Annotated in this window: 9 protein-coding genes; 1 reads left to right on the top strand and 8 read right to left on the bottom strand. The window is 62.9% G+C overall.

Translation table 11 applies throughout. The annotated features are described in order from the left end of the window. Positions 1 to 41: 41 nt before the first annotated feature. The 5 genes from ABI213_RS09225 to ABI213_RS09205 all read right to left on the bottom strand — a co-directional run bounded on the left by ABI213_RS09225 (position 42) and on the right by ABI213_RS09205 (position 4,640). Complete coding sequence (locus ABI213_RS09225; protein WP_348026819.1) at positions 42 to 548, bottom strand: hypothetical protein; 507 nt, start codon at positions 546 to 548, stop codon at positions 42 to 44. Positions 549 to 597: 49 nt separating this feature from the next. After that, positions 598 to 1,587, bottom strand: coding sequence for an alpha-amylase family glycosyl hydrolase (locus ABI213_RS09220; RefSeq protein WP_348026817.1), 990 nt, complete (start codon positions 1,585 to 1,587; stop codon positions 598 to 600). A gap of 79 nt (positions 1,588 to 1,666) precedes the next feature. After that, positions 1,667 to 2,563 (bottom strand): DMT family transporter, encoded by an 897-nt coding sequence (locus ABI213_RS09215; protein WP_348007534.1) that lies wholly within the window; start codon positions 2,561 to 2,563, stop codon positions 1,667 to 1,669. Continuing rightward, positions 2,560 to 3,057 carry a methylated-DNA--[protein]-cysteine S-methyltransferase gene (locus tag ABI213_RS09210; protein WP_348007535.1) on the bottom strand — a complete coding sequence of 166 codons (498 nt, stop codon included), beginning with the start codon at positions 3,055 to 3,057 and terminating at the stop codon, positions 2,560 to 2,562. The genes ABI213_RS09215 and ABI213_RS09210 overlap by 4 nt, the downstream gene beginning before the upstream one ends. 29 nt (positions 3,058 to 3,086) lie before the next feature. Beyond that, the gene (locus ABI213_RS09205) at positions 3,087 to 4,640 is read right to left on the bottom strand and encodes an AlkA N-terminal domain-containing protein (RefSeq protein WP_348007536.1); all 1,554 of its coding nucleotides are present in this window, start codon (positions 4,638 to 4,640) and stop codon (positions 3,087 to 3,089) included. A gap of 126 nt (positions 4,641 to 4,766) precedes the next feature. Between ABI213_RS09205 and ABI213_RS09200 the strand changes: the two genes are divergently transcribed. Beyond that, positions 4,767 to 5,648 (top strand): Kdo hydroxylase family protein, encoded by an 882-nt coding sequence (locus ABI213_RS09200; protein WP_348007537.1) that lies wholly within the window; start codon positions 4,767 to 4,769, stop codon positions 5,646 to 5,648. Here the strand turns inward: ABI213_RS09200 and glgX are convergent. From glgX to ABI213_RS09185, 3 genes are all read right to left on the bottom strand, one after another. After that, positions 5,645 to 7,804, bottom strand: coding sequence for a glycogen debranching protein GlgX (gene glgX / locus ABI213_RS09195; protein WP_348007538.1), 2,160 nt, complete (start codon positions 7,802 to 7,804; stop codon positions 5,645 to 5,647). The two genes, ABI213_RS09200 and glgX, sit on opposite strands and share 4 nt — an antisense overlap. After that, positions 7,792 to 9,972, bottom strand: a complete 2,181-nt coding sequence (gene glgB / locus ABI213_RS09190; protein ID WP_348007539.1) for a 1,4-alpha-glucan branching protein GlgB — start codon at positions 9,970 to 9,972, stop codon at positions 7,792 to 7,794. The genes glgX and glgB overlap by 13 nt, the downstream gene beginning before the upstream one ends. A gap of 73 nt (positions 9,973 to 10,045) precedes the next feature. Then, positions 10,046 to 11,803 (bottom strand): glycogen/starch/alpha-glucan phosphorylase (locus ABI213_RS09185; RefSeq protein ID WP_348026815.1); only part of this gene is annotated, 1,758 nt, incomplete at its 5' end.

Here is an 11,803-nt window from a genome sequence, read left to right as displayed (position 1 = left end):
CGGAGACGAAGCACCCCCCAGCCCGGGAACGAAGGTCGACCTCAACGAGGCGCACTGAGCTTTCGCTTCATCGCGGCATTCTCTTTTTCGAGGGCGGTCATCTGCGTCCTCAGCGCGTCGAGCTCTTTCTGCTGCTTCTGGAGCGAGGCCACGGTCATGCTCACGTACCCGTAAAGATCGACCCGATCGCGCGAGGGAAGCACCGCCGCGCTTCCGGGCGGCATGTCCTCGATGATGAACCCGAGGTGCGGCGCGTCGTCACCCGCCTTGTAGCGATACCTGGCAAGGCGCACGCTCATCAGCTCGTCGTGCAAGCGATCTCCCTCGTTCGGATCGATGTACGAAATCTCGCGCTTCGCCTTCGCCGTCGAGACCGGGCACTCGGCGTTGCTCAGATTCCAGATCCCTTTCTGGCACTCGATCACGGTCTGACCGCACTCGCCCGGCGGCCCAATGGCGCAGGAGACGTCGGCGGCGGTGCACGCAGCGCCAATACGCGGACGCGGCTGCGTGCAGTATTTCGGACCGGAGAAGCATTGCCAGGTCACCTTCGTCGTGTCGCAGCAGCCCGTGGTTCGGCCGGCATCGGCATCGCAGTCAGGCTGGCGAATCGGGTAGTTGCTGCAGTGGACTCCGCACGAGCAGATCGCATCGTCGTAGTTGCACGCGCTCGAGGCGTCGGTGCAGGCGGCGCCGACAGGCACGGCGTCCTGGGTGGCTGCGCAAGATGCAGGGTTCGGCCAGCAGAATGGTGCCGGGGCGCACGGTGTCCAGCACGGCGCGGAAGAACTTGACGATGGCGTGGGTGCCGGGCAGGTTCTCGCAGATCGTGCCTTCTTCCTTCCACAGATACGGAATCGCGTCGGCACGGAAGCCGTCCACGCCCTGCGCCACCCAGAACAGCAGTACGCGGCACATGGCCAGCAGCACCTCGGGGTTGCGGTAGTTCAGGTCGGGCTGCGAGTCGAAGAAGCGGTGGAAAAAGTAGGTGTCGGGCGCTTCGGGCAAGGGGTGCCAGTTGCTGGGCATCATGCCTTTGAAGATGATGCGGGCCTCTTTGTACTTCTCGGTGGTATCGCTCCAGATGAAGTAGTCGCGGTAGGGGTTGTCGGGGCCTTTGCGGGCCTCCTGGAACCATAGGTGCTGGTCGGAGCAGTGGTTCATGGCCACGTCGAAGATCACGCGGATATTGCGGCGGTGCGCCTCGGCCAGAAATTCGGCAAACGTACCCTGGGCGGCGGCATCGCTGCCCCCCACCAGCTCGCTGCGAATTTTGGTGTAGTCGCTGATGTCAAAGCCCGCGTCGCGCATGGGCGAATCCAAAATGGGCAGTAGCCACAGGCAGGTCACGCCCAGGTCTTGCAGGTAGGCCAGGCGGTTCGTCAGGCCCTTGAAGTCTTTGTTGAACAGGTCAACGTACAGCGAATACACCACCACTTCCTTGAACCAGGTGGCGGGCGGTGGGGGCGATGCAGATTGGGCCGCGGCCTGCACTTCGGTCAGGAACTGCTCCAGCTTATCGGCGTATTGGTCTTGGTAGAGCTGCTGCCAAAGTTGGCGCATTTGGGCGGGCAAGGTGCTGGTCATCGTATTTCTCCAAAGCGCTTTGAATGCGCGGCGCTGCGAATTGTACGGTTGCTACCGCAGGGGGGAATACGGGTTGCACCTAATGCCGTGTGGGTAAACGTAACAGGCCTGTAGCCAGGGCCGTGCCGCACACCACCACCAGCCCGCAGCCGACCATCCACGGGGTCAGCGCCTCGCCCAGAAACACCGCGCCGTACAACACGGCAAACACCGGCACCACAAAGGTCACGGTCAGTGCCTTGGCCGGGCCGATGTTGGCAATCAGCCTGAAAAAGATGATGTAGGCCAGCGCGGTGGACACCGTGCCCACCACCAGCAGCGCGGCCCAGGCGTGCAGGCTGGGCCACTGCGCAGGCCACAGCCAGAGGGCGGGCAGGGCCAGGCCCAGGGCGGCACCGATCTGGCTACCGGTAGCGGTGACCAAGGGGGGCACGCCATTCAAAAAACGTTTGGTGTAGCTGCCGGTGATGCCATAGCAGGTGGCGGCCAGCAAGCAGGCCAGCACGGCCCAGCCGGGTGCAATACCGTGGCTATCGGGCTTGAAGCTGGCCTTGTCCCAGGCCAGCAGGGCCACGCCGATGAAGCCGATGACCAAGCCCAGACTGCGCGAGGCGTTGGGCCGGTCTTTCAGCCACAGCCAGGCGATCAGCGTGCCAAACAGCGGGGTGGTGGCATTCAAAATGGACGACAAGCCGGTGGTGATAGACAGCAGCGCAAACGAAAACAGCGCGAACGGCACACCCGAATTCAGCATGCCGACCAACAGCACCGGCTTCCAGTGCTGGCGCAGCGCAGGCATCTGCCCACGCCAGACCAGCAAGGGCAGCAGCGTCAGCGCGGCAATCGCCACCCGTACCGCAGCCGTAGGCACCGCGCCCATCTCCACCGAGGCCGTGCGCATGAACAGAAACGACGCGCCCCACACGGCGGCCAGCAGCAAGAAATCAAAAATCCAGGGCTTGGGCGCTGTTTTCAAACCAAGACCCCTTCCAGTTGCAGCAGCGCGGTTTTGCGCTCCAGCCCACCGGCGTAACCGGTCAGCGAGCCGTCCATGCCCAGCACCCGATGGCAGGGCACCAGGATGCTGACGGGGTTGCGCCCCACCGCACCGGCTACGGCCCGCACGGCGCTGGGTCGGCCCAAAGACTGGCTCAGCGCGCCGTAGCTGGTGCTGGCGCCGCGCGGGATCTGCAGCAGCGCCTGCCATACCGCCTGCTGGAAAGGTGTGCCGCCCGCCAGGTCCAGCGGCAGGCAGTAGGCGGCCTTATCCCCAGCAAAGTAGGCATGGATGAAGGACGCGGTTTGCAGCAGCAGCGGGTGTTGGGGCGCAGGTTTCCAGGCCGCCATGTCGGGCAGGTGGCGCTGGCCGTCAAACCACAGGCCGCACAGGCCCAGGTCGGTGGCGGCGGCCAGCATGGGGCCGAGCGGAGTGTCGAAGCGGCTGTAGGCCGGAGGAGGTGTAAATTTCATAGATAAAAATGGCCGTTGGCGCAGGTAGATCAAGCGGGAGTAGCTATCTTTTTAGTGGTTTTTGCCTTGGCGGGTAATTCGGCCCAGGCGCGCAGCACGGCGTAGCTGCGCCAAGGTTTCCAGGCCTGGGATGCCGCCTCGGCCGCCAGGCTGGCCAGCCGCACATTGGGGGCATCCTGCACGCCCAGGGCTTTGTGCAGGGCCACGTCGCCCGCCGGAAACGCGTCCGGCCAGCGCAGGGCACGCATGGCGATGTACTGCGCCGTCCAGTCGCCAATGCCGGGCAGCGCCTTCAGTGCTGCGATGGTGGCGTGCACCTGGCCACCGCCATGCAGGGCGAGCTGGCCGCTGTCCACGGCACGGGCCAGGGCCAGAATCGCGTTTTGCCGCTGTTTCACGATGCCAAGCTGCCCCAAGGCGTCGCCGGTTAGCTGTGCCAGCACGGTGGCACTGGGGAACAGCCGGGTCAGCTCGGGGATGGGCGTGGCGATGGGCACACCAAACGCATCCACCAGCCGCTGCGCCAGGGTGCGGGCCGCTGCCACCGTGATTTGCTGGCCCAACACGGCGCGCACCGCCAGCTCAAAGCCGTCCAACGTGCCAGGCACGCGCAGCCCTGCGCTGTGGGGGAAGCGGCTTTGCAGCACGCGGTGGATGGCCTTGGGGTCGGCATCCAGGTCCAGCCAGGCGCGCACGCGGCGGATCACCAGTGGCAGCACGCCCTGCAGGCTGTCGCTCACGTGCAGCCGCACCTGGTGGCGCTCGGGCACAAATTCGGCACGGAGCCAGCCTGCGTGGGTGGTCTCGCTTATTTTTATAGAAAAAGTGCGACTGGCGCATATAGTACCTGCGCTGGCAGCTATTGATTCAATAGCATTTACCTGCCGCTGGGCTAAAAATGTTCCCATGGCCGTGATGTCGTAGGGTGGGCGGTAACCGAGTGGGATCGCCAGGCCTTGCACCCGTTCAGCTACCGCACCGCTGCGGCGCAGTTGCGAGGGATTGAGCCCGTAGCGTTCCACAAACACCGTGTTGAAGCGCCGCACGCTGGCAAAGCCGCTGACCAGCGCGATCTGCGCCACGGGAAGTTGGGTGTCGGCCAGCAATTGCTTGGCCGTCAGCAGGCGGCGGGTTTGCAGGTACTGCAGCGGCGAGACGTTGAAGTGGGTTTCAAAAATGCGCCGCAGATGCCGGTCGCTGACACCCAGGCGGGCCGCCAGCGCGGGCAGGGCGCTGCCGCCGTCATCGCTCCAGGCTTCGGGTTCGTCCAGCATGCGCGCGGCCTGGTGGGCCAGGATGCTGGTGGCATCCTGCATGGACCAGACCAGCGCGTGCGGTGCCAGCTCGGGGCGGCAGCGCAGGCAGGGGCGAAAGCCTGCGCTCTCTGCTTGCGCCGGATGGCCAAAAAAGCGGCAGTTTTCGCGCTTGGGGGTTTTGACGGCGCAGACCGGGCGGCAGTAGATGCCGGTGGAGGTCACGCCGGTAAAAAAACAGCCGTCAAACCGGGCATCGCGGGCCTGCATGGCGCGGTAGCAGGCATCGTCGTCGGTGCCCAGGTGGGTCGTCAGTTCGTTCGGTGTCATGCATCGATATTACGCGAGGCCTGCTGGGGAACTAGCCGTTTTCGGACCTGTGGACGGCAATGCTGGCTTTGCTGTTATTCACGGGCCGTTGCCAATGGCAGCAGGATTCTCGGGGAAAATCAAGGCATGTCACATCAAATCATGGAAGTCACGGGGTCTGATTGGGAGGGCCGCCAGCCCGTCGAAGCGCTGACCGATACCTTGGAAAGCGGCGGCGTGCTGTATTTTCCGGCGCTGGCATTTACGCTGCTGCCCGATGAGCTGCCGCTGCTGCGCCCCGGCGTGCGGGCCCCCAAATCACGCAACATTAGCCAGCCTGCGCACGGTGTCGTCAAGGGGGCCGTGGGTTCACCGGAAGATATCGCCGCCCTGAGCGGCATGATGCAGCGCTTTCGCCGCCAGGCGGTGCAGCTGGTGCACGGTCTGTTTCCCCGCTACAGCGCCCATTTGCGGTTGGAACCCACCAGCTACCGGCCCACCGAGGTGGCCACCCGCGCCCAGTCGTGGCGGGCCGACGACAAGCGCCTGCACGTGGACGCTTTTCCGTCGCGACCGAACCGGGGCGAGCGGATTTTGCGGGTGTTCAGCAATGTCAACCCACAGCAAAAGCCCCGTGTGTGGCGCGTGGGCGAGCCTTTTGAGGCCATGGCCCAGCAGTTTCTGCCTTTGATTCCCGGCTACCGGCCTTGGGAGGCGCATTTGCTGCGCGGCTTGGGCATCACCAAGTCGCTGCGCAGCGAGTACGACCACATGATGCTGCAGCTGCACGACCACCTCAAGCGCGACACGGCCTACCAAAAGAACGCGCCGCAAACTGTGGTGGAATTTGCCGCAGGCAGCACCTGGGTGTGTTTCTCTGACCAAACCATGCATGCGGTGCACGGTGGCCAGTACATGATGGAGCAGACGTTTTTCATGCCGCCCCAGCACCAGTACCGGCCCGACCAAAGCCCTTTGGGGATCTTGACCCGTCTAGCAGGCCACCCTTTGCAGGGCGCACGGCTTTAAATTGACACACCGGCACCTTTGGCGGCGAGCAGGATAAGGCTGTTGGCAGGCAGCGGGAAGATGTCTTTGCCCTTGCCCGACCCGCTACCCAATCCGCGCGGATGGGTGCTGTCCAGCACCACCTGCCAGCTCCCGGTGGGTAGCAGGAAGGGGTCAACCGTGTTGCCCGCGTTGACCAGCAACAGCAGCGGGGCCTTGGCCTTGCCGGGTTTGCCGATCAGGCAGCCCAGCACGCGGTGTTCTGGATCGCGCCAAGCATCGCCTTCCAGAGGTACGCCACTACCGCGCAGCCACGACAGATCGGGCAAACCCAGCAGGTCGGCCACGCCGCTGTACCAGTGGTTGGCAAAGGGCAGGGCCTGGTGGCGCAAGGCGATCACGCGGCGGGTGAAAGCGATAAGGTCTTCGTCGGCGGCAGCCCAATCGATCCAGGTGGTGGGGTTGTCCTGGCAATAGGGGTTGTTGTTGCCGCCCTGTGTATGGCCTAATTCGTCGCCAGCGCATATCAGCGGTGTGCCTTGCGCTAGCAAAGTAGTAGCAAGCAGGGCGCGTTGCAAGTTGCCGCGCAGGATGGCGACGAGCGGGTCGTCGCTGGGGCCTTCGGCACCGCAATTGAAGTTGAGGTTGTGGCCGTGGCCGTCGCGGTTGTCTTCCAGGTTGGCCAGGTTGTGGCGCTCGTTGTAGCTGACCAAGTCGCGCAGGGTGAAGCCGTCGTGCGAAACCACGTAGTTGACCGACTCGGCCGGGGCGCGCTGGCGCGGCTGGTACATGTCGCTGGAGCCGCACAGGCGCTGGGCCATGTCGGCACGGGTGTTTTCGGCTAACGGCGCACCGGAAGCGGCAGCGGTTTGTATCCAGAAGCCACGCATGCTGTCGCGGAAGTGGTCGTTCCATTCCAGCCAGCCACGGGGGAAACCACCGGTTTGGTAGCCGCCAGGGCCTATGTCCCAGGGTTCGGCAACCATCTTCACCCGCGACAGCACCGGGTCTTGCGCCACGGCGGTAAAAAAGGCGCTTTTGCGGTCAAAACCGGTATCGGTGCGGCCCAGCACCGGGGCCAGATCGAAGCGGAAGCCGTCTACGTGCATCTCGCTGACCCAGTAGCGCAGGCTGTCCAGCACCATTTGCAGCACGCGCGGCTGGCGCACGTCGATGGTGTTGCCGCAGCCCGAATAATTGTCGTAATAGGCCGGGGCTTCGGGCGGCAGGCGGTAGTAGCTGGCATTGTCCAGGCCGCGAAAGCTGATGGTCGGGCCGCCGTCACCGGCTTCGGCCGTGTGGTTGTAGACCACGTCCAGCAGCACTTCCAGCCCGGCCGCGTGCAGGGTCTTGACCATGGTGCGGAACTCGTCGCGGGGCGAAACACCGTCCACACCGCTGGCCAGCCGCGGATCCACGCTGAAAAACCCCAGCGTGTTGTAACCCCAGTAGTTGCTCAGGCCCATGCGGCTCAAACGCTCTTCGCTGAGCGAATACTGCACGGGTAACAGACTCACTGCGGTGATGCCCAACTGCTGCAGATGCTGGACCGATGCAGGGTGCGCCAGCCCGGCAAAAGTACCACGCAGGGTGGGTGGAATGTTTTCATTCAGCTTGGAAAAGCCTTTGACGTGGCATTCGTAGAACACCGAATTCGCCAGCGGCACGCGCGGGGCTTTGTCACCCGCCCAGTCAAACTGGTCGAAGGTGACGCGGGCCTTGAGTGCCAACGCTGCGTTGTCACGGGTGTCCATATGCCGCGGGTGCAACCGGTCGCCCGCAAAATGCTCGTCGCGCCATACAAACTGGCCCACGATGTCGCGGGCGTAGGGGTCGAGCAGCAGCTTGGATGCATCAAAACGGTGCCCCCGATCTGGCCGCCAGGGACCGTGGGCCCGTAACCCGTACACCAGACCCGGCTGGGCACCCGGCAAATAGCCGTGCCACACGTCGCTGGTGTGGGCGGGCAGCCGGAACCGGGCAATCTCGTACTGGCCGTTGGGATCGAAAATGCATACATCCATGGCCTGGGCATGGGCAGAGAAGACCGCGAAGTTGATGCCAGTGCCATCAAAGCTGGCACCCAGCGGCCAGGGCTGGCCGGCTTGTACTTCGGGCAGGGCAGGGCGACCGGGAAGGACCGCGGGTGGGGCAGAGGTAGTTGTCAGGCTTTCCATTCAAGCATCACTGTGGCCAGGGGAGGTAGGTTGAGTACGACAGAATACGGTTTACCGTGCATGGAAACTGCCTCAGCAGAAGCCGTGCCAAGTGGTGTTCCGACGTTGCTGCCGCCGTAGTGCGCCGAGTCGGTATTCAGTTTTTCGTAGTATGTACCCGCTTGCGGCACACCCAACCGGTAGCCATTCCAAACATTCGGGGTGAAGTTGCACACCACCACGATGAAGCTGGTGTCGTCCACGCCCCGGCGGATAAAGCTCAGCACCGAGCGTTCGGTATCGTTGTGCTCAATCCACTCAAACCCTGCGGGTTCAAAATCTTGCTGGTACAGCGCCGGGGTGGTGCGGTAGAGCTGGTTCAGGTCACGCACCAGTTTTTGCATACCAGCATTGGGGGCCTGGTCCAGCAGATGCCAGTCCAGGCTTTGCTCGAAGTTCCATTCGCGGTCTTGGGCAAATTCGCAGCCCATGAACAGCAGTTTTTTGCCAGGATGGCCAAACATATAGCCCATGAAGGCGCGCAGATTGGCGAATTGCTGCCAGCGGTCGCCGGGCATCTTGTTCAGCAACGAGCCCTTGCCGTGTACCACTTCGTCGTGCGAGATCGGCAGCACGAAGTTTTCGGTAAACGCATACACCAGGCTGAAGCTGATTTCGCCCTGGTGGTGCTTGCGGTAGATCGGGTCGCGTTCCATGTAGGCCAGCGTGTCGTGCATCCAGCCCATATTCCACTTGTAGTGGAAACCCAGGCCACCGGCATAGGTGGGGCGCGATACGTTGGGGAAGGCCGTGGACTCTTCGGCCAGGGTGATGGCCTGCGGGCGTTCGCCACCCACCACTTCGTTCATACGCTTCAAAAAGGCGATAGTCTCTAAATTTTCGCGCCCACCGTGCACGTTGGGAATCCATTCCCCGGCCTTGCGGCTGTAGTCTCGGTACAGCATGGAGGCCACGGCATCCACCCGCAGGCCGTCCACGCCAAAACGCTCCAGCCAGTACAGGCCGTTGCCCACCAGGAAGTTGCTGACTTCGGTACGGCCCAGGTTGTAGATCAGGGTGTTCCAGTCGTTGTGGAAGCCCTCGCGCGGGTCGGCGTATTCGTACAGGTGGGTGCCGTCAAAGTTGCCCAGGCCGTGCGCATCGGTGGGAAAGTGGGCGGGCACCCAGTCCAGAATCAAACCCAGTCCTTCGGCGTGGCAACGTGCCACAAAGCGGACAAAGCCTGCCGGGTCGCCAAAGCGGGCGGTGGGCGCGTACATGCCCACGGGCTGGTATCCCCAGGAGCCATCAAACGGGTGCTCGCTGATAGGCATCAGTTCCAGGTGGGTGAAACCCATGTCTCGGGTGTAGGTGACCAGGGTGTCTGCCAGCTCGTCCCAATCCAACCAGCGGTTACCTTCATCGGTATTGCGCCGCCACGAGCCCAGATGTACTTCGTAGATGCTGATGGGCGCATTCAATGCATTGGCCTGTTTGCGCACCAACGACGGTGGCACAAATGCGGGCAGCTTGGCCACCACACTGGCGGTGGCCGGACGCAGTTCAGCCTGTAGGGCGTAGGGGTCCGAACGGGCAGGCAATACTTCGCCACTCTGGGTACGGATCTCGTATTTGTATTTGGCACCCACGCTAACGCCGGGCAGGAACAGCTCCCACACGCCGCATTCGCGACGCAGGCGCATCGGGTGACAGCGGCCGTCCCAGAAATTGAAGTCGCCCACCACGCTGACGCGGCTGGCGTTGGGCGCCCATACGGCGAACCGTGTGCCTGCCACGCCCTCCATGGTCGTAGGTTGGGCGCCCAGCACCTCGTAGGGCCGTAGATGCGTACCTTCCCCCAGCAACCAGACATCCATTTCGCCCAGCACCGTGGAGAAGCGGTAGGGGTCGTCGATGGTGGCGCTGTGGCCGTCGGCCCACTGCACCCGCAGGCGGTAGGCTGCAGCGGGAGCGAGCGTGATTTCGCCTTCAAAAAAACCGGCTTCGTCATGCAGTGCCAATGGCCCCAGCACCATGCCTTTGGTCGATTCCACCACCACGCTTTGCGCGCCCGGCAGGAAGCAGCGTACCGAAGTAAGGCCGGTGGCCAGTGCGTGCGGGCCAAGCACTGCAAAAGGATCTCCGTGGCGTGCGCCACCAATCATCTCAACATCATGGGCGTGCAGCATAAGAACCGATCTAGAGTGGGTTTACATGGAAGGAATCGCGCTATTGCGGTGTTGTCTGTCACCGCATTTTTGTTTATAGCGCGTTCGGTACGTCTGCCGCGATATGCCAGATTTGCTGGGCGTATTCGCGGATGGTGCGGTCGGAAGAGAACACTCCCATACCCGCCACATTGGTGATGGCCTTGGCGCACCAAGCAGAAGGCTGGCGGTACAGGTCGTCTACCAGAGATTGCGTGGCCACATAGGATGCGTAGTCGGCCAGCAGCAGGTAGTGGTCGCCGCCCCACAGCAGCGAATCCACCAGGGCCCGGTAGCGGCCGGGCTCGTCGGGCGAGAACTGGCCACCAGAGATCGCATCCAGCACAGCCTTCAAGGCGGGCGTGCTTTCGTAGTAGCGCATGGGCTGGTAGCCGCTTTGCTTCAGCGCCTGCACTTCGGGGGTTTTGAGGCCGAAGATGAAGATGTTGTCGTCACCCACGTTTTGGCGGATTTCGATGTTGGCACCGTCGTCGGTACCGATGGTCAGCGCGCCGTTCAGGGCCAGCTTCATGTTGCCGGTGCCCGAGGCTTCGGTGCCAGCGGTCGAAATTTGTTCAGACAAGTCAGCACCCGGCATGATGATTTCTGCCACCGACACGCCGTAGTTGGGCATGAACACCAGCTTGAGCTTGTCGCCAATGCGGGGGTCGTTGTTGATGACACTGCCGACATCGTGGATCAGGCGGATGATGGACTTGGCGGTGACGTAGCTGGAGGCCGCCTTGCCTGCAAAAATCACGGTACGCGGCACCCACGCAGCCGTAGGGTTGGCCAAAATAGCCTGGTAACGCGTAACCACGTGTAAAACATTCAGCAGTTGGCGCTTGTATTCGTGGATACGTTTCACCTGCACGTCAAACAGGCTGTCGGGGCTAACCTTGATGCCTGTGCTTTTTTCGATGGCGTTGGCCAGGTGCACCTTATTGGCCCGCTTGACCTCCATGAAGGACTTTTGGAAGGCCGTATCGTCTTTTTTGGACTTGAGCTTTTGCAGCTGGTCCAGGTCCAGGCGCCAGCCTTTGCCCAGCGTGCTGTCCAGTAGATTCGACAAGCCAGGGTTGGCCTGGGCCAGCCAGCGGCGCGGGGTCACACCATTGGTCATGTTGGTGAAACGGTCAGGCCAGATGGCCGCGAAGTCGGCAAAAATGGTTTGCACCAGCAGCTCGGAATGCAGTGCCGACACACCATTCACCTTATGGCTGCCCACGATCGACAGATTGGCCATGCGCACCCGGCGCTCGCCTTGCTCGTCGATCAGCGACAGGCGCGCCAGGAACGCGTTGTCGCCCGGACGGTGCTGGGCCGCCATTTCCAGAAATTCTTTGTTGATGCGGAAGATGATTTCCAAGTGGCGCGGCAGCACATGTTGCATCAGGCCCACGGGCCAGGTTTCCAGCGCCTCGGGCATCAGGGTGTGGTTGGTGTACGAGAAGGTCTTGCAGCAAATCGCCCAGGCTTTGTCCCAAGGCATACCGTGGTCGTCGCACAGCACGCGCACCAACTCGGCCACGCCAATGGCGGGGTGGGTGTCGTTCAAATGGATGGCAACGTGCTCGGCCAGGTTGTCCAGCGAGGGGTGTTCGCGCAGGTGCCGCACCACCAGGTCTTGTACCGATGCCGACACAAAGAAATACTCTTGCTTCAGGCGCAGTTCGCGCCCGGCGGGCGTGCTGTCATTGGGGTAAAGCACCCATGAGATGTTCTCGTACTCGTTCTTCATGCTAGCCGCACGGGCATAGTCGCCGGTGTTGAAGGCGTTCAGGTCGATGTGGGCAGGTGCTACGGCCTTCCA

Source organism: Rhodoferax sp. (assembly GCF_039922535.1).
Lineage (GTDB): Bacteria > Pseudomonadota > Gammaproteobacteria > Burkholderiales > Burkholderiaceae_C > Rhodoferax_B.
The sequence above is the reverse complement of the archived record's forward strand: the minus strand, read 5'-3'. Positions and strand labels throughout refer to the sequence as shown.

Bases quoted from the DNA above. Each gene is read 5' to 3' on its own strand.
- ABI213_RS09220 (WP_348026817.1), bottom strand. From the start codon at position 1,587: ATGACCAGCACCTTGCCCGCCCAAATGCGCCAACTTTGGCAGCAGCTC.
- ABI213_RS09210 (WP_348007535.1), bottom strand. From the start codon at position 3,057: ATGAAATTTACACCTCCTCCGGCCTACAGCCGCTTCGACACTCCGCTC.
- ABI213_RS09205 (WP_348007536.1), bottom strand. From the start codon at position 4,640: ATGACACCGAACGAACTGACGACCCACCTGGGCACCGACGACGATGCC.
- ABI213_RS09200 (WP_348007537.1), top strand. From the start codon at position 4,767: ATGTCACATCAAATCATGGAAGTCACGGGGTCTGATTGGGAGGGCCGC.
- glgX (WP_348007538.1), bottom strand. From the start codon at position 7,804: ATGGAAAGCCTGACAACTACCTCTGCCCCACCCGCGGTCCTTCCCGGT.
- glgB (WP_348007539.1), bottom strand. From the start codon at position 9,972: ATGCTGCACGCCCATGATGTTGAGATGATTGGTGGCGCACGCCACGGA.